Origin of the sequence: Streptomyces huasconensis, from assembly GCF_021028635.1 — a bacterium.
GTDB classification, from domain to species: Bacteria; Actinomycetota; Actinomycetes; order Streptomycetales; family Streptomycetaceae; genus Streptomyces; species Streptomyces huasconensis.
This window is the reverse complement of record NZ_CP086119.1, coordinates 5491280-5513737: the sequence shown is the minus strand read 5'-3', so window position 1 is coordinate 5513737 and position 22458 is coordinate 5491280. Positions and strand designations below refer to the sequence as shown.

Annotated in this window: 23 protein-coding genes; 14 read left to right on the top strand and 9 right to left on the bottom strand. The window is 73.0% G+C overall.

Features of this window, described 5'->3' with window-relative positions; genetic code table 11:
- Position 1: 1 nt before the first annotated feature.
- Positions 2–208, bottom strand: coding sequence for an MbtH family protein (locus J2N69_RS25275; protein ID WP_230902767.1), 207 nt, complete (start codon positions 206–208; stop codon positions 2–4).
- 271 nt (positions 209–479) lie between these two features.
- The gene (gene ku / locus J2N69_RS25270; RefSeq protein WP_230902766.1) at positions 480–1700 is read right to left on the bottom strand and encodes a non-homologous end joining protein Ku; all 1221 of its coding nucleotides are present in this window, start codon (positions 1698–1700) and stop codon (positions 480–482) included.
- A 78-nt stretch (positions 1701–1778) separates the two neighbouring features.
- Between ku and ligD the strand changes: the two genes are divergently transcribed.
- The 3 genes from ligD to J2N69_RS25255 all read left to right on the top strand — a co-directional run bounded on the left by ligD (position 1779) and on the right by J2N69_RS25255 (position 4098).
- Complete coding sequence (gene ligD / locus J2N69_RS25265) at positions 1779–2675, top strand: non-homologous end-joining DNA ligase (protein WP_230902765.1); 897 nt, start codon at positions 1779–1781, stop codon at positions 2673–2675.
- Entirely contained in the window at positions 2672–3559 is an 888-nt protein-coding gene (locus J2N69_RS25260; protein ID WP_230902764.1) for an ATP-dependent DNA ligase, read from the top strand. The genes ligD and J2N69_RS25260 overlap by 4 nt, the downstream gene beginning before the upstream one ends.
- A gap of 110 nt (positions 3560–3669) precedes the next feature.
- Positions 3670–4098, top strand: coding sequence for a nuclear transport factor 2 family protein (locus tag J2N69_RS25255; protein ID WP_230902763.1), 429 nt, complete (start codon positions 3670–3672; stop codon positions 4096–4098).
- 18 nt (positions 4099–4116) lie between these two features.
- Here the strand turns inward: J2N69_RS25255 and J2N69_RS25250 are convergent, their stop codons facing one another.
- A complete protein-coding gene (locus tag J2N69_RS25250) occupies positions 4117–4926 on the bottom strand; it encodes a nuclease-related domain-containing protein (protein ID WP_230902762.1) in 810 nt (269 codons plus the stop codon).
- Between the two features lie 208 nt (positions 4927–5134).
- Here J2N69_RS25250 and J2N69_RS25245 point away from each other — a divergent pair, with 208 nt between their 5' ends.
- From J2N69_RS25245 to J2N69_RS25215, 7 genes are all read left to right on the top strand, one after another.
- On the top strand, positions 5135–5626 hold the full coding sequence (locus J2N69_RS25245) for a hypothetical protein (RefSeq protein WP_230902761.1): 492 nt from the start codon (positions 5135–5137) through the stop codon (positions 5624–5626).
- 74 nt (positions 5627–5700) lie between these two features.
- Positions 5701–6351, top strand: coding sequence for a class F sortase (locus J2N69_RS25240; protein WP_230902760.1), 651 nt, complete (start codon positions 5701–5703; stop codon positions 6349–6351).
- Between the two features lie 55 nt (positions 6352–6406).
- Positions 6407–7129: a hypothetical protein gene (locus J2N69_RS25235; RefSeq protein WP_230902759.1), complete on the top strand. Its 723-nt coding sequence runs from the start codon at positions 6407–6409 to the stop codon at positions 7127–7129.
- The gene (locus J2N69_RS25230; protein WP_230902758.1) at positions 7126–8430 is read left to right on the top strand and encodes a sensor histidine kinase; all 1305 of its coding nucleotides are present in this window, start codon (positions 7126–7128) and stop codon (positions 8428–8430) included. Before J2N69_RS25235 ends, J2N69_RS25230 begins: the two co-directional genes overlap by 4 nt.
- 94 nt (positions 8431–8524) lie before the next feature.
- Entirely contained in the window at positions 8525–8938 is a 414-nt protein-coding gene (locus J2N69_RS25225) for an SH3 domain-containing protein (RefSeq protein WP_230902757.1), read from the top strand.
- 113 nt (positions 8939–9051) lie between these two features.
- The gene (locus J2N69_RS25220; RefSeq protein WP_230902756.1) at positions 9052–10416 is read left to right on the top strand and encodes an FtsW/RodA/SpoVE family cell cycle protein; all 1365 of its coding nucleotides are present in this window, start codon (positions 9052–9054) and stop codon (positions 10414–10416) included.
- A complete protein-coding gene (locus J2N69_RS25215) occupies positions 10413–11888 on the top strand; it encodes a peptidoglycan D,D-transpeptidase FtsI family protein (protein ID WP_230902755.1) in 1476 nt (491 codons plus the stop codon). Before J2N69_RS25220 ends, J2N69_RS25215 begins: the two co-directional genes overlap by 4 nt.
- Positions 11889–11899: 11 nt before the next feature.
- Here J2N69_RS25215 and J2N69_RS25210 read toward each other — a convergent pair whose 3' ends face one another.
- Positions 11900–13006 (bottom strand): ferritin-like domain-containing protein, encoded by a 1107-nt coding sequence (locus J2N69_RS25210; RefSeq protein WP_230902754.1) that lies wholly within the window; start codon positions 13004–13006, stop codon positions 11900–11902.
- Between the two features lie 138 nt (positions 13007–13144).
- Between J2N69_RS25210 and J2N69_RS25205 the strand changes: the two genes are divergently transcribed.
- The 4 genes from J2N69_RS25205 to J2N69_RS25190 all read left to right on the top strand — a co-directional run bounded on the left by J2N69_RS25205 (position 13145) and on the right by J2N69_RS25190 (position 16548).
- A complete protein-coding gene (locus J2N69_RS25205) occupies positions 13145–14083 on the top strand; it encodes an AurF N-oxygenase family protein (protein WP_230902753.1) in 939 nt (312 codons plus the stop codon).
- Between the two features lie 35 nt (positions 14084–14118).
- Positions 14119–14844, top strand: a complete 726-nt coding sequence (locus tag J2N69_RS25200; RefSeq protein ID WP_230902752.1) for a TetR/AcrR family transcriptional regulator — start codon at positions 14119–14121, stop codon at positions 14842–14844.
- A gap of 34 nt (positions 14845–14878) precedes the next feature.
- A complete protein-coding gene (locus J2N69_RS25195; RefSeq protein WP_230902751.1) occupies positions 14879–15151 on the top strand; it encodes a hypothetical protein in 273 nt (90 codons plus the stop codon).
- 239 nt (positions 15152–15390) lie between these two features.
- The gene (locus tag J2N69_RS25190) at positions 15391–16548 is read left to right on the top strand and encodes a C40 family peptidase (protein ID WP_408056791.1); all 1158 of its coding nucleotides are present in this window, start codon (positions 15391–15393) and stop codon (positions 16546–16548) included.
- On the opposite strand, the gene J2N69_RS25185 is transcribed toward J2N69_RS25190, so the two are convergent.
- The 5 genes from J2N69_RS25185 to J2N69_RS25165 are packed head-to-tail and all read right to left on the bottom strand — an operon-like array spanning position 16518 to position 22401.
- Complete coding sequence (locus J2N69_RS25185) at positions 16518–17756, bottom strand: styrene monooxygenase/indole monooxygenase family protein (protein WP_230902750.1); 1239 nt, start codon at positions 17754–17756, stop codon at positions 16518–16520. The genes J2N69_RS25190 and J2N69_RS25185 overlap by 31 nt on opposite strands.
- Positions 17757–17815: 59 nt before the next feature.
- Positions 17816–18433 carry a GTP-binding protein gene (locus J2N69_RS25180; RefSeq protein ID WP_230902749.1) on the bottom strand — a complete coding sequence of 206 codons (618 nt, stop codon included), beginning with the start codon at positions 18431–18433 and terminating at the stop codon, positions 17816–17818.
- Positions 18414–18833 carry a DUF742 domain-containing protein gene (locus J2N69_RS25175; RefSeq protein ID WP_230902748.1) on the bottom strand — a complete coding sequence of 140 codons (420 nt, stop codon included), beginning with the start codon at positions 18831–18833 and terminating at the stop codon, positions 18414–18416. The genes J2N69_RS25180 and J2N69_RS25175 overlap by 20 nt, the downstream gene beginning before the upstream one ends.
- Complete coding sequence (locus tag J2N69_RS25170) at positions 18830–19336, bottom strand: roadblock/LC7 domain-containing protein (protein WP_230902747.1); 507 nt, start codon at positions 19334–19336, stop codon at positions 18830–18832. The genes J2N69_RS25175 and J2N69_RS25170 overlap by 4 nt, the downstream gene beginning before the upstream one ends.
- Before the next feature lie 8 nt (positions 19337–19344).
- Entirely contained in the window at positions 19345–22401 is a 3057-nt protein-coding gene (locus J2N69_RS25165) for a sensor histidine kinase (protein ID WP_408056790.1), read from the bottom strand.
- Positions 22402–22458: the final 57 nt, after the last annotated feature.

The following is a 22458-nucleotide window of genomic DNA, read 5'->3' as shown; positions in this document are numbered from 1 at the left end:
GTCAGGGGCCGGATATCAGACTCGCCGGACGCATATCGGTCCAGTGCTCCTCGACGTAGGCCAGGGAATCGGCCCGTGAACTCGCCTCTTGTACGAGGGTCCATCCGGCCGGGATGTCGGGACCGACGGGCCAAAGGGTGTGCTGATTCTCGTCGTTCACGTGCACCAGATATTCGGCGTCGTCGTCCTCGAACGGATTATTTGCCATACACCTCGAACCCCCCGGAAATACTGAAGAATCCCCTTGTGTCCGCAGGGATCATTGCGCGGAATATCTAATTCCATCAAGCGAGTGTGATGCAGATCACAGAACCGGGAAGGGCGAGAGGGTGGGGTTTGACCGTATTCACGCGGTGACTTATGCGACTTGTTTCACGAAGTTCCCCGCCAAGGGGCTCTCCACTCGGCGGCCGAATTTTACGATTTTCCCTTCCGTGTCCACCGCGGTGGCATCCGGAATGGCACGGCCGCTCGCCGCGTCAGGCCGAGGCGCGGCGCTTCGCCGCGGTCTTCTTCGCCGGCTCCGACTTCTTCTGGGCCGTCTTCTTGGCCGAGGTCTTGGCCGCCGTCTTGCCCGCCGTCGCCTTGCCCGCGGCCGCCCTGCCCGTGCCCGCCTTGCCCGTCTCGGCCTTCCCCGCCGTCGCCTTGCGGGCCGTCGCCGTGGACTTCGTCGCCGCCTTCTTGGCCGGGGCGTCCTTCTTCTTCGCCGCGGTCGACGTCGACTTCTTGCCGCCGACCTCCTTGGGGGCGGCGGGCGCCGACCCGCGCGCCGAAGCCGTCTTGCGCGCCGACGGCGAAGGCGACGCGGACGACGAGGCCTTCTTGGCGCGGCGGTCCCCCAGCCGGGTGACCTCCGCCTCCGCCCCGGACCCGGTGGACGCCCCGGCCTCGGCCGACTCGTCGGAGCCCGCGGCCTCCCCGCGGGCGGTGCGGGCGGCGCGGACGCTGTTCTCCAGGGCCGCCATCAGGTCGATGACCTTGCCGCCGCCCGCCTCGCCGGCCGGGGCCTTCTCGGCGGGGGCCCCGCCCTCGACCTTCGTGGCGATGAGTTCCTCGACCGCCGCGCGGTAGTCGTCGTGGAGCGTGGCCATGTCGACCTCACCGAGGGTGTCCATCAGCGCGTCCGCCAGGTCCAGTTCGGCGTCGCGGACCGTGACCTGGGCCTCGGGTGCCACGCCCTCCGGCTCCCGGATCTCGTCCGGCCACAGCAGTCCGTGCATCGCGATCACGTCGTCGACCACGCGGAGCATGCCGAGCCGCTCCCGGCCCCGCAGCGCGTACTTGGCGATGGCCACCTTCTGGCTCCGCTTGAGCGCCTCGCGCAGCAGGGTGTACGGCTTGGCGGCGGGGACGCCGTTCGCCGAGAGGTAGTACGCCGCGTCGATCTGGAGCGGGTCGATGCGGTCTTCCGGGACGAAGGCGACGATCTCGATCGTCTTGGCCGTCGGGATCGGCAGCGCGGCCAGGTCCTCGTCCGTGATCGGGATGATCGAGCCGTCCGCGTCCTCGTACCCCTTGCCGATCTCCGCCGAGGTCACCTCGCGCTCCTCCAGCTCGCACACCTTGCGGTAGCGAATCCTGCCGCCGTCCTCCGTGTGGATCTGGCGGAAGGAGACCGAGTGGTTCTCGGTGGCGTTCACGAGCTTGATCGGGATGCTGACCAGGCCGAAGGAGATCGCACCGTTCCATATGGATCGCACGTTCCGGGACCTCTCGCTGAGGGGGTGAAGATATGCACTGTTCATCTGGTTCTGGGCGTTTTATGGGAGTCTCATCGTATGACGCCGATCACAGAGGTGGAGGGGCGACGGATCTCGCTCAGCAACCTGGACAAGGTCATCTATCCCGCGAGCGGCTTCACCAAGGGCGAGGTGCTGCACTACTACGCCAGCACGGCCGACGTCCTTCTCCCGCACCTCCTGGACCGGCCGCTGTCCTTCCTGCGCTATCCCGACGGACCCGACGGCCAGCGCTTCTTCACCAAGAACGTGCTGCCGGGCACCCCCGAATGGGTGCGTACCGCCGAGGTGCCCCGCTCCGAGGGGCCGACGCGCCAGATCCTCGTACAGGACCTGCCGTCGCTGATGTGGTCGGCCAACCTGGTGACGGAGTTCCATACGCCGCAGTGGCGCGCCGACGCCCCGGCGCGGGCCGACCGGCTGGTCCTCGACCTGGACCCCGGGCCGCCCGCGACCGTCGTCGAGTGCTGCCGGGCCGCGCTCTGGCTGCGCGAACGGCTGACCGCCGACGGCTTCCACGTGTACGCGAAGACCTCCGGGAGCAAGGGCCTCCATCTGCTCGTGCCGCTGGAGCCGACGCCCTCCGAACGGGTCAGCGCGTACGCGAAGACCTTGGCCGTGCAGGCCGAGCAGGAGATGCCCGCGCTCGTCGTGCACCGCATGACGCGCAGCCTGCGGCCGGGCAAGGTCTTCGTCGACTTCAGCCAGAACGCCGCCGCGAAGACCACCGCCGCGCCCTACACCCTGCGGGCCCGCCCCGAGCCGACCGTCTCCGCCCCGGTGACCTGGGCGGAGATCGAGGCCTGCGAGGAGCCGGAGCAGCTCGTGTTCACCGCGGACGACATGGCGCCCCGGCTGCGGGACCACGGCGACCTGCTCGGCCCCCTCCTCACCGGCGACGAGGCGAGACCGCTGCCCGCCAAGGCCCCGCGATGAGCGTGCAGCAGCCCGTACGGGTCGCCCTCGCGGAGGCGGTGAGCGCGCTGCCGGAGGGCGGCGGCTGGGCGTACGAGCCCAAGTTCGACGGCCACCGCATGGTCGTGCTGCGCGGCCCGGGGGGCAAGGTCACCCTCCAGGCCCGCTCCGGGCGGACCGTCACCAGCGCCTTCCCCGACCTCGCCGAGGCCGCGGCCCGGCTGCCCGAGGGCACCGTGCTCGACGGCGAGGTCGTGGTGTGGTCCGGCGGGCGCATCGACTTCGCCGCCGTGCAGCAGCGGGCGGCGGCCACGCGCGCGCGTGCCGGTGTCCTCGCGCGCACCCTGCCCGCTTCGTACGCCGCCTTCGACCTGCTGGCGGAGGGCGGCGAGGACTGCCGCCGGCTGCCGTACGCCCAGCGGCGCGCGCGGCTCGTACGGCTGCTGGCGCCCTGGGGTCCGCCGCTCCAGGCGGTGCCGTCGACGACCGACAGGGAACTGGCCCTGACCTGGTACGAGACGCTGCCGGAGACCGGCGTGGAGGGCCTGGTGATCAAGCGGCTGGACTCGGCGTACCGGGGCGACACGCGCGCGTGGCTGAAGCTGCGGCACAGCGACACCCGGGACGCCGTGGTGGTGGGCTGCACGGGGAACCCGGCCCGCCCCCAGGCCCTGGTCCTCGCCCTGCCCGGTGACGGCACGCCCGTCGTGTCGTCCCCGCTCTCCCCGGCGGTGCGGTCGACCGCCGCGCGGGCGCTGCCGGAGCCGGTGGGCGAGGGGGTGGCGACCGCGATCGGCATCGGCGACCTGACGTACGCGGCGCTGCCCCCAGAGCCCGTGGTGATGGTCGAGGTCCGGCAGAACACGACGCGGCACGCGACAGCGGTGGTGGTCCGGTTCCGCTGACCCGGTGTGACCGGCGTCACCCCTATTCAAGTTTGACTAGAGCGTCGTCGAGGCATACCTTCTCCGTCAGTAGTCAAAGTTGATGAGCTTGCCTTCGACGAGGAGACCGCGTGACCCTTCTGCCCGAGACCGGATACATGCCGACCGCCGAGGACCGCGCGAGCCTGGACGCCTGGTTCGCCGCGTACGACGGACACAGCGCCAAGCGCGACGTGGAGCGCATGGCCGACCTGGCCGTCTTCCCGCTCAACCTGGTCAGCGACGACTCCGCGGGCGACGGCCGGGCCGCGCAGTGGGACCGCGAGCAGTTCGTCCGCACGATGACCCAGGTGATGGGGGACGGCGGCGAGGACATCGCCTTCGAGTCCACGCGCACACCCGTCTTCCTCTCCCCCGCGATGGCCGTCGTCTTCACCGACTCGGTGATGACGGCGGGCGGCGAGACGCGGCGGCTGCGCTACGCCGACGTTCTGATCAGGCGCGGCGGGGCGTGGGCCTTCCAGACGATGATCCAGGGCGGCTGGGGGGACAACCTCTGAGCCACCGGTGACGGCGGCTCACACCCGCCGCCAGGTGCGGCGGTCCCTGGCCAGGGCGTGCAGGGCCGCCACGTCGGCGGGTTTCAGGACACCGCCCAGGCGGGCCAGCGCCGGCAGCTCCCCGACGCCCAGCACCCGCACGTCGCGCGGGGAGTGCGCCGCCTCCGGGCCCGCCGCGCCCGTTCCGGCCAGCACCAGGACGGGCCGGACCTCCGCCGTGAGTGCGAAGGAGGCGCGGCTCGCCTCGGAGCGCAGCGTGCGCAGCAGCGGGACGGGGGCGCGGCGGCCCACGGTCACCATCGGGTCGGCGATGCGCACCCGCTGCTTGCGGACGGCGAGGGCGGCCACGCAGAACAGGCCGCCGGGGCCGATCAGCAGGTGCTGGATGCGGGAGCCGCCGGACAGGGGCAGCGAGTGCAGGGCGCGCCAGCCCGCGCCCTCCAGGCCGTCCAGGGCCTCGCCGACCGCCTGCTCCGCGGCGAGCGCCCGGTGCCGGGGGTCGGCGCGGAGCCTGCGCGCGGGCGCCGGGTCGCGCTCCAGGGCGATGTGCAGGGCCTCGCCGGGGCGGTTCGGGGCGAGGTCGTCGTCGGGGTGCAGGGCGAGCCGGGCCAGGTCGGCGGGGGTGGGGACCGGAGGCGGGCCCACCGTGACGGGGCCGACGAGGAACGGCGCGAGGACGCGCAGGACCTCCGCCTCATGTTCCTCGCCGAGCAGGTTCACCCGGGCGCTGTCCCGGTCGTACCAGGCGACGTTCCCGCCGCCCGCGAGACAGACGTACAACCGCTCCTGTCCGTGCCGCCAGGCCGGTACGACGCGCAGGCCGCTCATGTCGCATCACCCCCCGACCATGGGACCAGCCGGTGGGCCGCCGGGGCAAGGACCCGGCCCCTGCCGGGCGGGACTCGCCCCGGTCCCGTAACCACACCGCCCGCACAGGTATGGCGCGTTGTTACATGTCCGACGGGAGGCCGCAATGGCGGGCGTCTAGCTTCGGTGGCATCCGCCCGGAGCAGCAGACCGACCGAAGGAACGTCCCGTGAGCACCCGCCGCCACGCCCTCCACGCCGCCGCCGTCACCGCCCTCGTCGGCGGTGTGCTGCTCGCGCCGGCCGCCGGGGCCTTCGCGGGCGCGCCTGCGCCGAGCCCCGGGCCGGGCGCGGCCAAGGGCCGCGAGGTCGTGCTGGGCCATGGCGCCAGGGCCGAGGTGCGCGACCGTGACGGCTCCTACGTCGCGACGCTCTCGGTGGGCGACCAGCAGATCGCCACCCTCTCCGCCCGGCACCCCACGGTGACCGAGAGCGGCGTGCGCTACGAGCTGTACCCGTCCAACGGACACATCGGTGTCACGCCCCTCGACGGCGGGGACGACGCCGCGTCTCCCACCCCGCGCGGCGGTGTCGGGGCCGGAGCCGAAGGGGCCCGGGGCGCGGGCAACCCGGTGTTCCTCGCCGCGGGCGGCGGCATGGCGGCGGCCGGGGCCGCGGGGCTCGGTTACGCGATGCTGCGCCGCGGCCGCACGGATGCCTGACCGGGGTGCCGTCCTCCCCGCCCGCCCCCTGTCGCACTCCCGCACTCCCGCACTCCCGTCAGAGGAGCCCCCGCGTGCACACCTCCCCCGCCGCCGGGTCCGGCCCGGACTCGCACCGGCACGGCAGCCGCATCGCCGTCGCCTCGGGCCTGACCGCCGCGCTGGGCATCGCCCTGATCGCCTGCGGACAGGGCGGCGGCACGGGCGACCCGGCCCCGCCTGTCACGGTGGCCGACGCCGCCGCGGCGCGGGCCCAGCAGGCCTCGGCCCCGCTGAAGGCCTCCGCGCCGACCGGGCTGCGCATCCCGGCGGCTGGCGTCGACGCGACGTCGATGCTCCGGCTCGGTCTCGGCCCGGACCGACAGCTGCGGGTGCCGCCGGTGGACAAGGCTCAGGAGCCCGGCTGGTGGACCGGCTCGGTGACGCCCGGCGAGAAGGGCCCCGCCGTGCTCGTCGCGCACTACGACACGGTGAACGGCCCCGCGCTGATGCGGCACGTCGCGAAGATCGGCATCGGCGCCGCCATCGACGTACCGCGTGCGGACGGCGGCACCGCGCGGTTCCGGGTGCGGGAGATCCAGCAGGTGGACAAGAAGGACTTCCCCACCCATAAGGTGTACGGGGCGACCGCGCGGCCCGAGTTGCGCCTGCTGACCTGTGGTGGGCCGATCGTCGGCGGCCACCGGTCTGACAACATCATCCTCTACGCCGACCTGGTCTCCTGAACCCACGGCCGGCCGCCGTGACGACAGGCCGCACCCCGCGGCAGGCAGGAGTGCAGTGAACCGCAGCCGGCTCGCGCTCACCGCCGCCTTCGCCGCGCTCGCCGCGGCCCTGGCCGGCGGGTGCGGCGACCCCGGCGGGCTGCGCGGCGCCGGTGCGACGCCCAGCGCCCAGGGCCCCACGCACCTGTGGCCCGACCTGCCGGCGCCGTCCGCGCCCGCCGAGGACTACGGCGCCATAGAGAGCGTGCGGGTCAAAGGCGTGCGGGTCCCCGGCGGCGACCTGCGCAAGGTGGACCCGGCCGACGTGGTCCGGGCCGACTTCGAGCAGAATCCGGGCACGTACGACACCGCGGACTCCGTCTACGAGCAGACCGTCGAGCGGCTCGACGACTGCGCCGAGAAGGACTCCGGCGCGCGGGGACGGTGCCCGGTCCTCAAGGCGTACTACCGCGATCTGACGGGCGACGGCAAGGACGACCTGATCGTCGGCGTCTCGACACCCGATGACAACCTCGACATCCGCGTCTACGCCGAACAGGAGGGGCGGCTCACGCAGATCATGGAGATGAGCGACGCCGTGCTCGGCGTGGAACTGGCCGGGCGCGCGCTGATCATCCGCGCCGTCTCCAGCCTGCCGGGGTACGAGTACCACACGGTGTGGTCCTGGGACGCGCACCAGAAGACGATGCTGCCGACGCGCGACGAGATCGTGCGTTCGACGCACGCGCGGCGGCCCAAGACGCCCCGCCCGGCCCCTGCCGAGAGCGGGGCGCGGTGATCCGGCGCCGGCCGCGCGGACCGCGGCTCCCCGCCTGGACGGCGACGCTCACCTGGAAGGCGGCCGTCTTCATCACCGTGATGTGCTGCGCGCTGGCCGCGCTGCTCGGCATGCTCGTGCACGTCTCGGTGACCAACCAGACCGTCGGCCAGGCCCGCGAGCGGGCCCTCGACCGGCTGACGGAGGTCACCGAGCGCTATGAGGCGGGCGACCGCCTCGGCTCCGGCGCGGGCGTCGACCCCGAGGGCCTGCCCGCGCCGCTGCGTGAGCTGGCGCTGAGCGGGGAGCGCGGCACGATGGTCGCCGCCCACGACTCGCGGCCCACGATGTGGGCGGCGGGGCCCGCCGACGGGGGCCGCGCCATCGCCGTCCAGGTCGACTACGCGCAGGGCGCCCGCACCATCGACGGACTCGACCGGGCGATCCTCGGCTCCTCCGTCCTCGCGATCGGGGCGACGCTGCTGGTCGGCGCGTTCGCCGTGACGCGGGTGACCCGGCGGCTGCACCAGACGGCGCAGGTCGCCCGGCGGATCAGCGCGGGCGACCTCGACGCGCGCGTCAACGACCCGCGCACCAAGGACCCGGCACGCCGTCAGGACGAGGTGGCCGCGGTCGCCGGGGCGCTGGACACCATGGCGTCCTCGCTCCAGGGCAAGCTGCTGAGCGAGCAGCGGTTCACCGCCGACGTGGCGCACGAGCTGCGGACGCCGCTGACCGGGCTGCACGCGGCGGCCGAACTCCTCGAGCCCGGCCGCCCCACCGAGCTGGTGCGGGACCGGGTGGCCGCGCTGCGCACGCTGACCGAGGACCTCCTGGAGATCTCCCGGCTCGACGCGAAGAGCGAGCACGTGGACCTGGACGCCCATCAGCTCGCCCCGTTGGCGGAGCGTGTGGTGCGGGGTTCCGGCGAGGGCACGGAGCTGGTCGTCGTCCGTGACGTGTGCGTGGAGACCGACCGGCGGCGCCTGGAGCGGGTGCTCGGCAATCTGGTCGCCAACGCGCTCAAGCACGGCCGGGCGCCGGTGGTGGTGACGGTCGACGGGCCGGTCGTGACCGTGCGGGACCACGGCGACGGCTACCCCGGTTACCTGGTGGAGCACGGGCCGCAGCGCTTCCGCACCGAGGGCACCAGCAAGGGGCACGGCCTCGGCCTGACCATCGCGCTCGGCCAGGCCGCGGTCCTCGGCGCCCGGCTGACGTTCTCCAACGCCCCGGACGGCGGGGCGGTGGCGACGCTGAGGCTGCCCTTCGACGAGTGCCCGGCCGAGGACCAGGCGGACGGCTCCGAAAGCACCACGTGAGCGTGCGCGCACCCGGAGTGCCGCTTTTACTGTGACATGCGGCCTTCGCGCCCCCGCGAGGCGCCGCCTGTCCCCCTTCTCCCGAGGAGGCCCCATGCCCCTGCGCACCACCGCCACCCGGCTCGGCGTACTCGTCGCCGGCGCCGCCCTCGCCGCGTACGGCGCCACCGTCCCGGCCGCCGCCCAGGACGACCCCGGCCGCAACGCGCACGCCACCGGCCAGAACGCGCACGCCACCGCCCGGAAGGCACCGGTCACCGACTACAAGGCGCCCGTCTACAAGGGCCGCGTGACCGCCAAGTCGGGGCTGCTGCTCCGCGACGCCCCGACCCGCGGCGGCCGCGTGGTCCGCACCGAGCCCCACGGCAAGGTCGTCACCATCTACTGCAAGACGAAGGGCGACCGCGTGGGCCGTACCAACCACTGGTACCTGCTCACCGACGGGACCTGGGCCTGGGGCTCGGCGAACTACATCGCCAACATCGGGAAGTCGCCGCGCTGGTGCTGACGCCCCATCACCGTGCGGGGCCGCGGCAGCGGCATCCGTAGCCGCCGTACGGCGATAGTCGACATATACGGCATAAGCAGACTTCGGGGCAGGTTGCTTGCTACGTTCCGGGCATGACCGGAACACGAGTGGGCGCCGCACCCCCCGCGGTCCCCGCCGTCCGCGTCCCCCGGCGCCGCGGCACGGAGCTGGCCCTGCTCGTCGTCGCCGTCCTGCTCTGCGTGTACGGCTACTGCGCCGTCGGCCTCGCGAGGAACGGCACCGTCCCGCCCGGCGCCGCCGGTTACGGCGCCGGGCTCGGTGTGCTCGCCCTCCTCGCGCACCTCGCCGTCCGCCTCCGCGCCCCGTACGCCGATCCGCTGCTGCTGCCCATCGCGGTGCTCCTCAACGGCCTCGGCCTGGTGCTCATCTACCGCCTGGACCTCCAGACCCCGCACGACGAGGCCGCGCCCGCCCAGCTGATCTGGTCGACCGTCGGCGTGGCGCTCTTCATCGCCGCGGTGCTCGCCCTGCGCGACCACCGCGTGCTCCAGCGGTATGCCTACGTCTCGGTGGTCACCGCGCTGCTCCTGATGATCGTGCCGATCTTCTTCCCGGCCGTGAACGGCGCCCGGATCTGGATCAGGCTGGGCGGCCTGTCCATCCAGCCGGGCGAGTTCGCCAAGGTCCTGCTCGCGGTCTTCTTCGCCAGCCACCTCGCCGCCAACCGCAACGCGCTCGCCCTCACGGGCCGCACCCTGTGGCGGTTCCGCCGCCTCCAGCTGCCCACCGGCCGCGTCCTCGGCCCGATCGTCACCATCTGGCTGCTGAGCGTCGCCGTCCTCGTCCTGGAGCGCGACCTCGGCACCTCGCTGCTCTTCTTCGGGCTCTTCGTGATCCTGCTGTACGTCGCCACGGGCCGCATCGGCTGGATCGCGGTCGGCCTGCTGCTCGCCGCGCTCGGCGCCTTCGCCGTCGGCTCGCTCGAACCGCACGTGCACAGCCGCGTCCAGGACTGGCTGCACCCCTTCGCCTCCATCGACGCGGGCGAGGGGCCGAACCAGCTGGCCCAGTCCCTCTTCGCGTTCGCGGCCGGCGGGATGCTCGGCACCGGGCTCGGGCTCGGGCACTCCATCCTGATCGGCTTCGCCGCGAAGTCCGACTTCATCCTGGCGACGGCGGGCGAGGAGCTGGGCCTCGCCGGGCTCTGCGCGATCTTCCTGCTCTACGCCCTCCTCGTCGAGCGCGGCTTCCGCGCGGGCCTCGCGGTGCGCGACCCCTTCGGGCGGCTGCTCGCGATCGGACTCGCCTCGATCATCGCGCTCCAGGTCTTCGTGATCGCCGGCGGCGTCATGGGGCTCATCCCGCTCACCGGCATGGCGATGCCGTTCCTCGCGCAGGGCGGTTCGTCGGTCGTCACCAACTGGATCATCGTGGCGCTGCTCATCCGGCTCAGCGACTCGGCCCGCGCCCAGCCCGTCGGCGAGGCCGCCCCGTGACCCGGTACATCAGGCACTCCTCGGCCTTGTGCGCGCTGCTGCTGCTCGCGCTGCTCGTCAACGCCGCCCGCGTGCAGGTCGTCGACTCCGCGTCGCTCGACGGCAACGCCGCCAACCGGCGCCCGGCCATTGCCCGCTTCGAGCAGCCGCGCGGCGACATCCTCGTCGACGGACGTCCGATCACCGGCTCCAAGGACACCGGGGAGCAGCTGCGGTACGAACGTACGTACAACAACGGGCCGTTGTACGCCCCGGTGACCGGCTACGCCTCGCAGATGTACGGCACGACCTTCCTGGAGAACGCCGAGGACGGCATCCTCTCCGGCACCGACCCGATGCTCGCCCCGCTCCCCCTGTGGAACGACGTCACGCGCGCGCGAAACCCCGGCGGCACGGTGGAAACGACCATCAGGGCGGCGGTGCAGCGGGCCGCCTACTCCGGGCTCGGCGGCAAGCGGGGGGCGGTGGCGGCGGTCGAGCCGTCCACCGGGAAGATCCTGGCGCTGGTCAGCACGCCCAGCTACGACCCGGAGCGGCTCTCGGGGAACGGCCGGGCGGTGGCGAAGGCGTGGCGGGGGCTGAACGGCGCGCCCGACAAGCCGATGCTGAACCGCGCGATCCGCCAGACGTATCCACCGGGTTCGACGTTCAAGGTGGTGACGGCGGCCGCCGCGCTGGACTCGGGGGCGGTGACGGACCCGGACGCGCCGACGAAGTCGCCCAGCCCGTACACCCTGCCGGGCACGAACACCCGGCTGACCGACGAGGCGGACGGCTGCGCCGGCGCCTCGCTGCGGCACGCCTTCCAGTGGTCCTGCAACACGGTCTTCGCCAAGCTCGGCGTCGACACGGGGCTGGGCCCGATGGTGGAGACCGCGCGGAGGTTCGGCTTCGACGGCGGCGGCCTTCGCATCCCCTCCCCCGTCTCGGCCAGCTACTTCGACCCGTCCCTGGACAAGGCACAGCTGGCGCTCTCCGCCATTGGCCAGTACGAGACCCGGGCGACGCCCCTCCAGATGGCGCTGGTCGCGGCGGCCGTCGCCAACGGCGGCTCGATCAAGGCGCCGTACCTGGTGGAGCGGACGACCACGGACGACGGCGACGTGGTGTCCGCCTCGGGCCCGCGGACCCTGCGGCAGGCGATGAACCCCGGCACGGCGGGGCGGCTGCGGGAGATGATGACGCAGGTCGTCGAGAAGGGCACCGGCGCCAACGCCGCCGTGCCCGGGGCGACGGTGGGCGGCAAGACGGGCACCGCCCAGCACGGCATCGGCAACGCCGGCACGCCGTACGCCTGGTTCGTCTCCTGGGCGCAGGCCCCCCAGGAGCCCGAGCCCTCGGTGGCGGTCGCGGTGGTCGTCGAGGAGGCGTCGGCGGACCGCGGCGACATCAGCGGCGGCGGCAGCGCGGCCCCGGTCGCGAAGGCGGTGATGGAGGCGGCGCTGAAGTCCGCGCGCAAGGACGGGCTCTGACCCCGCCCGGGTCAGGCGCTCTCGCCCGCCGCGATCGCGTCCTCCACCTCCGCCACCCGCTCCTTTTCCTCGGCCGCGAAGCGCTCCGCGTCCAGTTTCTCGGCGATCTCCTCGTCCTGGGCCATCAGCTGATCGAGGTTGGCGTCGCCCAGTTCGAAGACGCCCATGTCCACATAGGCCTGCTGGAGACGCTTGCCCCACAGGCCGATGTCCTTGACGCACGGGACGATGCGGCTGAAGAGCAGCTGCCGGAAGAGGGCGAGGAACTCGGACTGCTCGCTGTACTCCTCGGCCTGCGCCTTGGGGATGCCGAAGTTCTCCAGGACCTCGACACCGCGCAGCCGGTCGCGCATCAAGTAACAGCCCTCGATGACGAACTCCTCGCGCTCGCGCAGCTCCGCGTCGGTGAGCTGCTTGTAGTAGTCGCGCAGCGCCATCCGTCCGAAGGCGACATGGCGGGCCTCGTCCTGCATGACGTAGGCGAGGATCTGCTGGGGCAGGGGCTTGTCGGTGGTGTCGCGGATCATGCCGAAGGCGGCCAGCGCCAGGCCCTCGATGAGGACCTGCATGCCGAGGTAGGGCATGTCCCAGCGGGAGTCGCGCAGGGTGTCGCCGAGGAGCGCCTGGAGGTTGTCGTTGATCGGGTAGAGCATCCCGACCTTCTCGTGCAGGAAGCGGCCGTAGATCTCGGCGTGCCGCGCCTCGTCCATGGTCTGGGTCGCGGAGTAGAACTTCGCGTCCAGGTCGGGCGCGGACTCGACGATGCGCGCCGCGCACACCATCGCGCCCTGCTCGCCGTGGAGGAACTGGCTGAACTGCCAGGAGGCGTAGTGCTTGCGCAGCTCGCCCTTGTCCTTCTCGGTCAGCTTGGCCCAGTGGGGCGTGCCGTACAGCGACAGCGACTCGTCGGGGGTGCCGAGCGGGTCGAGCGGGTCGACCTCCAGTTCCCAGTCGATGCGCCTGGCGCCGTCCCACTGCTTGTCCTTGCCCTTCTGGTACAGGGCGAGGAGCCGCTCACGTCCTTCGTCGTACTCCCAGCTGAAACGAGCCGAACCGGCCGACTGCACCTGCCAGTTGGGCTCACCCGGAGACTTGGTGTAAAGCTCCTGTGTCGACATAGAGGCAGGCTCACACGCTGCTGGACAAGGGGTCAACAAGTCGTGCGCGAGGGATTGACGGCCTTGCTGACAGGCAGTCTTATAAGTGGATGACCGCCGGTAACACCGCCGGTGACCCGCGACAAGGCAGGAACAGTCATGACGACCGTGACGGAAGACGTTTCGCTCCAGGGCCTGCGGGACGCGCTCGGAGTGCTCAAGGACCGGGAGCAGGTGGCCCTCCGGCTCCTGGAGTCCTCCGCCAAGCACTCCTTCGACCCCGACCGGGAACTCGACTGGGACGCGCCCGTCGAGGAGGGCAAGTGGTTCTGGCCGCCGGAACTCGTCTCGCTCTACGGCACCCCGCTGTGGAAGAAGATGCCCGAGGAACAGCGGATGGACCTGGCCCGGCACGAGGCCGCCTCCCTCGCCTCGCTCGGCATCTGGTTCGAGATCATCCTCATGCAGCTGCTCGTGCGGCACATCTACGACAAGTCGGTGACCAGCGCGCACGTACGGTACGCGCTGACCGAGATAGCCGACGAGTGCCGGCACTCCATGATGTTCGCGCGCATGATCCAGAAGGGCGGGGCGCCGACGTACCCCGTCACGCGCCTCAACCACAACCTCGCGCGCATACTCAAGACGGTCTCCACCACGCCCGGCTCCTTCGCCTGCACGCTCCTCGGCGAGGAGATCCTCGACTGGATGCAGCGGCTCACCTTCCCGGACGAGCGCGTCCAGACCATCGTGCGCGGCGTGACCCGCATCCACGTCGTCGAGGAGGCGCGCCACGTCCGGTACGCCCGCGAGGAGCTGCGGCGCCAGATGGCGACCGCGCCGCGCTGGGAACGGGAGTTGACGCGGCTGAGCTGCGGCGAGGCCGCGCGGGTCTTCTCGCTCGCCTTCGTGAACCCCAAGGTGTACTCGGACGTCGGCCTCGACCGCCGCGAGGCCGTCGCCCAGGTGAGGGCGAGCGGGCACCGCAGGGAGGTCATGCAGACCGGGGCGAAGCGGCTCACCGATTTCCTGGACGACATAGGGGTGATGCGGGGAGTGGGGCGGCGGCTGTGGCGGTCCTCGGGGCTGCTGGCCTAGCCCTTCGCGAGCGCGCGGCGGTTACGCTGCGGGGCATGACCTCGCCAGCCACCAGTCCCGCGTACCGCCGCCTGAGCGTCGAAGCGCGGCGGAGGCAGCTCCTGGAGTCCGCGCTCTCCCTCTTCGCGCACCGCGCGCCCGAGGAGGTCAGCCTCGACGACGTGGCCGAGGCGGCCGGGGTCTCCCGGCCGCTCGTCTACCGCTACTTCCCGGGCGGCAAGCAGCAGTTGTACGAGGCCGCCCTGCGGTCGGCCGCCGACGAGCTGGAGCAGTGCTTCGCCGAGCCCCCACAGGGTCCGCTCACCCAGCGGCTCTCCCGGGCGCTCGACCGGTACCTCGCGTTCGTCGACGAGCACGACACGGGGTTCAGCGCGCTGCTCCAGGGCGGCAGCGTGGTGGAGACCTCCCGGACCACCGCCATAGTGGACGGCGTGCGCAGGGCCGCCGCCGAGCACATTCTCGCCCACCTGGACGTGCCGGAGCCGGGGCCCCGGCTGCGGATGACCGTGCGGATGTGGATCACCGCGGTGGAGGCGGCCTCGCTGATCTGGCTCGACGAGGAGAAGCAGCCGCCGCTGGACGACCTGCGGGACATGCTCGTCGAGCAGTTCATGGCGGTGCTCGTGACGACGGCGGGCCGCGACCCGCAGACGGCGCGGGTCGTGCGGTGGGCGCTGGACCTGGAGACGGCGGAGGGCCCGGTGGGCGGCCTCGCGCGGCGCGTGCTGCCGGTGGTCGCCGACGCGGGCCACCTGCTGTGACGGCCGGTGACGGCCGTGGTGTGACACTGGTGGCGTGAAGAGCGAAGAGACCCCCTTCGTGGGTGGCCCCCTGGACGGCCGGGTGCTCCCGGTCCTGCTCGGCCCGACCGGCCACCCGCCGAAGGTCTACCGCGTCCCCGTCCCGGACGACGCCGGCGGCCCCCCGACGGTCCTGGTCTACCGCCGCACCCCCGCACAGCCCGGCCACCGCCTCACCCTCACCCCGAAGTGGCAGTACGAGTACGACCCGTCCGGCGACAAGAACACCGGCCTGAAGTGGCCGTGGTCGAAGCCGGGGGGCAGGTAACACCTGCCGGGTGCTCGGCGCCCCGTAAGGGGCGCGGGCCTGTGACACGTGCGGCTCCGCCGCGTGGGCGCGACCAGCCGAAACGCGCCCGCACCCAAAACACAACCCCCCACGCCGCCACCCCCCGCACGAGTGACCCCATTGCGCCGACCGCCCACCCCCGAGAGGCGCACCCCCCGCTCACCCCTCACGCTCACGATGCGCGGCGGAAGTCCCGCCCCCGCACCGGAGGTGATGACGTGTCAGCACGGCTGCTGCGCTGGGTCTGTACAGGCGCCGCCCTGGGGGCCCTGTGCACGCCCCCACCCCCCGCCCACGCGGTCCCCGGCCCCCAGGACCGTTCCATCAGCGCCCTGCTGACGGACCTTCAGCAGCGCTACCGGGCCGCCGAAGAGGCCACCGAGACCTACAACGCCACCGAGGAGAAGCTCAGAGAACAGCGCGCAAGGGCGGCGGAGCTGAACCGGAAGCTGAACCGGGCACGCGCCTCGCTGCGCGACAGCCGGGGCGACGCGGGCCGCTTCGCCCGCCAGCAGTACCAGGGCGCCACCGGCCTCTCCCCCTACGTACGCCTGCTGCTCGCCCGCGACCCGCAGCACGCCCTCGACCAGGGCCACGTCATCCAGCGGGTCGCCGCCGGGCGGGCCGCCACGATCCAGCGGCTGACCGGCGGCGAGCGCAGGGCCGCCGAGCTGGCGGACGCGGCGGGGCGGGCCCTGGCCGCCCAGAGCGCCCTGGCCGCCCGGCAGAAGAAGCAGCGGGACGAGGTCGGCGGGCAGCTCAAGGAGGTCCACGAACTGCTCGCCGCGCTCACCCCCGACCAGCTCGCCGCGGTGCGGGCGGCGGAGGAGGCGGGGACGACCCGCGCCCAGGAGGAGTTCGTGGCGTCCGGCGCCCTCGGCGGCAGCCCGGCCACGCGCCCGCCCTCACGGCGGGGCGGCAAGGCCCTCGACTTCGCGGTGCGCCAGATCGGGCTGCCGTACCGGTGGGGCGCCGAGGGCCCGGACGCGTACGACTGCTCGGGGCTGACGTACGAGGCGTGGCGGCACGCGGGCCGCGCGATCCCCCGGACCAGCCAGGAGCAGTGGGCGAAGCTGCGTCGCGTCCCGCTGTCGAAGCTGCGCCCCGGCGACGTCGTCGTCTACTTCCCGAACGCGACGCACGTGGCGCTGTACCTGGGCGACGGGATGGTCGTGCAGGCGCCGCGCCCGGGCGGCCGCGTCAAGGTGTCGCCGATCGCGGCTAACCCCGTCCTCGGCGCGGTGCGGCCCGACCCCGGCAGCCGCCCGATGCGCGGCTACACGCCGCCGAAGCTGCCCGAGGGGGCGACCTCGGGCAGCGGCAGCGATCTGGGGTACAGCGGTGATCAGGCGCCGGCCGCGACCGACTCCAGGTAGGCGGCGGCCTTGTCCGGGTCGTAGAAGAAGTTCTCGAAGTCGGCCGGGTCGTTGAAGCCGTTCGCGAACCGGTCGGCGACCGGCTGGAGCTGCCCCGCCGCGCCGAGGATGTTCAGGACGTGCTCGGGCGGGGCGCCCAGCATCGCGTTGGTCCACTTGGTGACCCACTGCGCGGTGTCCCAGTAGCGGTCGAACGCCGACTGCATCCACGCCTCGTCGAACGGCTTGTCGCCGTGCTCGACGATCGAGGAGATGTACGAGGCGGCGCACTTGGCCGCCGAGTTGGAGCCCTGCCCGGTGATCGGGTCGTTGGCGACCACGACGTCCGCGACTCCGAGGACCGCGCCGCCGCCGGGCAGCCGCCCGATGGGCTTGCGGACCGTGGGGGCGTACCGCCCGGCCAGCGTGCCGCCCGCGTCGGTCAGCTCGACCTTGGTGGCGCGCGCGTACTCCCAGGGCAGGAACTTCTCCAGGAGTTCGAGGGTGAGCGCCAGGTGCTCGCTCGGGTCCTTGACGCCCTGGAAGACGTCGAGGGGGCCGCCCGGGATGCCCTCCCAGAAGAGGATGTCGGCGCGGCCGGAGGTGGTGAGGGTCGGCATGACGAACAGCTCGCCGACGCCGGGCACGAGGTTGCAGCGCACCGCGTCGAACTCGGGGTGCTCGGGGCGCGGGCCGAGGCCGTGGACGTACGCGACCGACAGCGCGCGCTGCGGCTCGGTGAACGGCGAGCGGGACGCGTCACGCTCGAACATCGACACCAGCTCGCCCTTGCCCGCCGAGACGAGCACCAGGTCGTAGGCGCGGGAGAAGTAGTCGAGGTCGGAGACCGCCGCGCCGTGGATGACGAGCTGGCCGCCGCGCTGGGCGAACGTCTCCATCCAGCCGGCCATCTTCACGCGCTGGTCGACGGACTGGGCGTACCCGTCGAGCTTGCCGACCCAGTCGATGACGCGGGAGCCGTCGGGTCCGGCGACCGAGACGCCGAGTCCCTCGATCTTGGGAGCCTGCGACTCCCAGAAGTTCGCCTGGATGTCGCGCTCGTGCTGGAGCGCCGTGTGGAACATGCACTGGGTCGACATGACCCGCCCGGACCGGATCTCGTCCGCCGTGCGGTTGGACATCAGGGTGACCTCGTACCCCTGCGCCTGGAGCCCGAGGGCGATCTGGAGCCCGGACTGTCCGGCTCCTACGACAAGTATCTTCCGCATGGGGGCACTTCTCCTACGTACGTTCTCAAAGAGGCTGAGGCTGTGGGGGGTGGCGTCGGCTACTCGGGGGTGGCGTCCAGCGCGTGGCCCACCAGGGCGAGCAGCGTCTCGATGACCGAGATCCGCTGCCGCGCGTCCATGATCAGCACGGGTATGTGCGGCGGCACCGTGAGGGCCTCGCGCACATCGGGCACCTCGAACTTCTCGCTGCCGTCGAAGTGGTTGACGGCGACGATGTACGGCAGCCCGCAGCTCTCGAAGTAGTCGAGCGCGGGGAAGCAGTCGGACAGCCTGCGGGTGTCGGCGAGCACGACGGCACCGATCGCGCCGCGCACCAGGTCGTCCCACATGAACCAGAAGCGCTGCTGGCCGGGCGTGCCGAAGAGGTAGAGCACCAGGTCGTCGTCGAGCGTGATGCGGCCGAAGTCCATGGCGACCGTGGTGGTCGTCTTGTCCGGCGTGCCGCTCAGGTCGTCGGTGTCGGCGCTCGCCTGCGTCATCAGCGCCTCCGTCTGGAGGGGCGTGATCTCGGAGACGGCGGTCACCAGCGTCCTCTTGCCGACGCCGAAGCCGCCCGCCACCACGATCTTCGTGGCGATCGGGGCGCGTGCCCTGTCCGTCTGCCAGGCCTGCAACTGACCCTCGTTCTCGAGGAGTTCAGAGACGGCGGAGTCCACTCAGCACCCTTTCCAGCAGTGCGCGGTCGGGCTGTCCCGGGCCGTGGCCCGTACCGTACACGCGGATCTTTCCCTGATCGGCGAGGTCGCTGAGGAGTACGCGGACCACGCCGAGCGGCATCTTGAGGAGGGCCGCGATCTCCGCGACCGTGCGCATGCGGCGGCAGATCTCGACGATCGCGCGCATCTCCGGCATGACACGGGTGGAGAGGTCGCCCTTGGGCAGTTCCAGGCGCTCCTCGGCCGCCTCCAACTCGGGGTTGCTCGCCACGAAGGTCTCGACGAGCAGGACGTGACCGAACCGGGTCCGGCCGCCGGTCAGCGAGTAGGGGCGCACCCGGGCGGGTTTCCGGTCGCCGCCGCGCTGCGGGAGCTTGGGCGTCGTGCGGCCGCCGCTCATCGGGCGCTCTCCATCGACTTGCGCAGCTCGCTGCGGAGTTCGGGGGTGAGGACGTGCCCGGCGCGGCCGACGAAGAGCGCCATGTGGTACGCGACGACGCTCATGTCGCAGTCCGGGGTGGCGTGCACGCCGAGCAGCGAGCCGTCGCTGATCGACATGACGAAAAGGCTGCCCTCCGCCATCGCGACCACGGTCTGCTTGACGCCTCCGCCGTCCATGAGCTTGGCGGCGCCGATGGTCAGGGAGCCGAGCCCGGAGACGATGGTGGCGAGGTCGGCGCTGGAGCCCTTGGGGCCGCTCGGGGTCGCGGCGGGGCGCTCGGCGTTGCGTCCGGGGTCGGAGGAGAGCAGCAGCAGTCCGTCGGAGGAGACCACCGCGACGGAGAGGATGCCGGGCACCTCCTCGACGAGGTTCGTCAACAGCCAGTGCAGGTTGCGGGCTTCGCTGCTCAGGCCGTATGGAGCGGGCGTGGCGGGTCCGGCGGAAGAACTGGGCGTGCGCATGGGCGCAGTCAACTGCTTGCCTCCTCGACTGAGTCCCCCATTACGTCTGCGGCGTTTGCGGTCTTTTTGTTACGTTCCGACGGTTCCGTCTCGTGTGACGGCTCCGCCTGGCCCGACGGACCCGGCTGGTCCTTCGGCTCCGTCGGGTTCGCCCCCGCGGCGATCTCGGCCTCCACGTCCCGGCGGCCGCTCTGCGCGCCCTGGTGGAAGCCGCCGAGGCGGCGTCGGAGTGCTTCGGCGTCCACGGCACCGCGCGGCTTCGGCGCGGAGCTCGTGGGCGCGGTGATCTTGGGGGTGCGCTTGGGCAACCCCTTGTCGGTGACGCGCTCCCACTTGGGCGGCGCGGGGGCGGCGGCTTCGGGGGCGGGCGTGGGCTCGGACTCGGCCGCGGTCTGCCGCTCGGTCTCGGCTTCGGCCCCAGTTTCCTGCGCGGCCGCGGGCTCGGGGTCGAGGTCGGGCTCCGGGGCGGCGGGGGCCATGAGTTCCATGGTCGTCTCGGCCGAGGGCGAGGGCGAAGGTGTCGGCGACAGCGCCGGTGTGGGCTCGGGTCCGTCGTCGGCCGTCGGCTCTTCCGGGAGCTGCGGGAGGGCCGTCTCCAGCGTCCGCTCGGCCGCCGCGATCAGCGGGTCCTCGCCGGGGGCGCCGGCCAACCGGCCCGGCAGCACGTTCGAGTTGGCCTCGGCCTCCGACCCGGGCAGGTGCGTCACGGGCTCGCCGTTCCGCGGCGGCGGGACCACCGCGGCCGTCGAGGGCGGCTGCGCCAGGATCGGCTTGGGCAGCACCACGACCGCCGCGACACCGCCCTGCTTCTGCTCCCGCAGCCGCACCCGCGCGCCGTGCCGCGCCGCGAGCCGGGCGACGACGTACAGGCCGAGGCCGAGGCCGTCCCCGCTCTCCTGGTCGTGGGCGGCGGCCGGGTCGAAATCCGCGAGGCGCGCGTTCAGCTCGTCCATGCGGTCCTTGGAGACACCGATGCCCTCGTCCTGGACGGAGAGCATGACCTCGCCGCTCTCCAGGAGCCACCCGGAGACCTCGACGGAGGCGTCCGGCGGCGAGAACGAGGTGGCGTTCTCCAGGAGTTCGGCGACGAGGTGGCTGATGTCGTCCGCGGCGAAGCCCGCGAGGTGCGCGTGCGGCGGCAGCGTGGCGATGCGCACCCGCTCGTACCGCTCGATCTCGGAGACGGCGGCGCGTACGACGTCGACGAGCGGGACCGAACCGGGGTGCTGGTGGCCGTGTTCGGCGCCCGCGAGGACCAGGAGGTTCTCGCTGTGGCGGCGCATGACCGTGGCGAAGTGGTCGAGCTTGAAGAGCGTGGCGAGGCGCTCGGGGTCCTGCTCGCGGTCCTCCAGGTTCTCGATGACGGCGAGCTGGCGCTCGACCAGGCCGAGGGTGCGCAGGGCGAGGTTGACGAAGGTGCCGTGGATGGACTGGCGTACGCGGTCCAGGTGCGCGGAGGCCTCGGCCAGTTCGGCGCGCAGGGCCTCGCGCTCGTCGGCCATGGACTGGCGCTTGCCGATGAGGTGCTTGCGGTCCGCCTCAAGGGTGGTGAGGCGCTCGGTGAGGGCGGTGGCATGGCCGTGCAGGGCGTTGACGGAGCGGACGACCTGGGCGAACTCGTCGTCGCGGCCGGTGAAGCGGATCGGCTCCTGGGGCGCGGGCTCGGCGGCGAGCCGGGCCGAGCCGAGGCGCAGGACGGCCAGCGGGCGGGTCAGCGAGCGGGCCATCGCCATGGAGACGCCGACCGCGGCGAGCAGGCAGACGCCGACGAGCGCGACGCGGATCTCCAGTGCCGTGACGTCGTCGTCGCGCAGCTGGGCGAGGTGCTTGGTGCGCTCGACGCCGAGCGCGGACTCGGCGCCGCGCATCGTCTCGATCCGGGCGGAGAGCGCGGCGTCGACCTTCTTGGGGTCGAGGCCCCGCTCGGCGGCGGAGAGCGTGGGCTGGTCGGTGAGCCGGGCGAGGTACTTCTCGGCGGTGGTGACCTCGGGGCCCGTGATGGTCGAGTCGTACGTGGTGCGGGCGGGGTCACCGGCGGCCTCACGGAAGTCGGCGAGGGCGGCCTTCTCGCGCAGGTGGGCCTGCTGGGCGGCGGCGCTCAGGCCGTCGCGGCGCTTGCCGTCGGCCGAGGACTCCCCGGTGGCCGGCAGGCCGGTGACCGGGTCGAGGGACGTGGACGCCGAGGGCCGTACGGCGAGGGCGGCGATGAGCAGGCCGCGGGCGGCGGCGGCCTGCTCGACGGCGTGGTCGAGGTCGGCGAGGGCGAGGGCGCCCTGGTTGGCCTCGGGCGGCAGCTGCTCGGCCAGGTCGCGGGTGAGGCCGTGGAGTTCGGTGATGACCTTCGTGTACGCCTCGTGCGCTTCGAGGGCGGTGCTCTTGCCGGTGAGCGCGGCCCGGCGCACGGCGGCGACGTCGGCGAGGTCGTCGCGCAGCCCGGCCGGGGCGTCGGCGGCCCGCAGCTCGTCGATCTGCCGGTCGACGCGGGCGCTGCGGCTCTCGGACAGGCCCTTGCCGTCGGGGCGGCCCGCGGCGATGAAGGAGGTGACCTCGTCGCGCTCGTCGGCCAGCGAGTGGCCGAGGGAGACGGCCTGCTGGGTCTGCTCGGCGAGGGTGACGAGGCGCTGCGTGTCGTTCAGCCGGCCGGAGGCGGCGAGGATCGCGGGCGCGCCCGCGCCGGCGATGGCGGCGGCGACCACCGCCACGGCGACGACCAGTCGGTTGCGCACCCGGGCGGTGGGCTTCTTGCCGACGCCCGCGGCGGCCGCGGCGGCGGCCTTGGCGGCGTCCCCGGTGGGGGCGGTCTGCCCGGCCGGGGGCGTCGCGGCCTGCCCGGCGGACGCACCGTGCGCCGCCGTCTGCCCGGCAGGAGTCCCAGGCGCCGTCGCCTGTCCGGCAGGAGCCCCGGGCGCCGTCGCCTGTCCGGCGGGCGCCGCCGGCACCGTCACGTCAGGCCCTCCGGGGCCCGCCGCGCGCTCGGTCGGATGGGGCGCGCCCGGCGTGGCCCCTTCCGGGGCCGTCTGCTTGCCTTTGCGCCGAGGCCGCATCTTCTGCACCGGTGCTCGCATTCCTGTTTTTCGTCTGCCCTTGTGCCCGGGTGACGATCCGTCAACACGAGCGCGCCC

What these genes read in the sequence shown, in the direction of transcription:
- J2N69_RS25250 (WP_230902762.1), bottom strand. Translation starts at nt 4,926, where the DNA reads ATGAGCGGCCTGCGCGTCGTACCGGCCTGGCGGCACGGACAGGAGCGG.
- J2N69_RS25225 (WP_230902757.1), top strand. Translation starts at nt 8,525, where the DNA reads ATGCCCCTGCGCACCACCGCCACCCGGCTCGGCGTACTCGTCGCCGGC.
- J2N69_RS25185 (WP_230902750.1), bottom strand. Translation starts at nt 17,756, where the DNA reads ATGCGGAAGATACTTGTCGTAGGAGCCGGACAGTCCGGGCTCCAGATC.
- J2N69_RS25220 (WP_230902756.1), top strand. Translation starts at nt 9,052, where the DNA reads ATGACCGGAACACGAGTGGGCGCCGCACCCCCCGCGGTCCCCGCCGTC.
- ligD (WP_230902765.1), top strand. Translation starts at nt 1,779, where the DNA reads ATGACGCCGATCACAGAGGTGGAGGGGCGACGGATCTCGCTCAGCAAC.
- J2N69_RS25260 (WP_230902764.1), top strand. Translation starts at nt 2,672, where the DNA reads ATGAGCGTGCAGCAGCCCGTACGGGTCGCCCTCGCGGAGGCGGTGAGC.
- J2N69_RS25200 (WP_230902752.1), top strand. Translation starts at nt 14,119, where the DNA reads ATGACCTCGCCAGCCACCAGTCCCGCGTACCGCCGCCTGAGCGTCGAA.
- J2N69_RS25275 (WP_230902767.1), bottom strand. Translation starts at nt 208, where the DNA reads ATGGCAAATAATCCGTTCGAGGACGACGACGCCGAATATCTGGTGCAC.
- J2N69_RS25210 (WP_230902754.1), bottom strand. Translation starts at nt 13,006, where the DNA reads ATGTCGACACAGGAGCTTTACACCAAGTCTCCGGGTGAGCCCAACTGG.
- J2N69_RS25165 (WP_408056790.1), bottom strand. Translation starts at nt 22,401, where the DNA reads ATGCGAGCACCGGTGCAGAAGATGCGGCCTCGGCGCAAAGGCAAGCAG.
- J2N69_RS25175 (WP_230902748.1), bottom strand. Translation starts at nt 18,833, where the DNA reads ATGAGCGGCGGCCGCACGACGCCCAAGCTCCCGCAGCGCGGCGGCGAC.
- J2N69_RS25170 (WP_230902747.1), bottom strand. Translation starts at nt 19,336, where the DNA reads ATGCGCACGCCCAGTTCTTCCGCCGGACCCGCCACGCCCGCTCCATAC.
- J2N69_RS25205 (WP_230902753.1), top strand. Translation starts at nt 13,145, where the DNA reads ATGACGACCGTGACGGAAGACGTTTCGCTCCAGGGCCTGCGGGACGCG.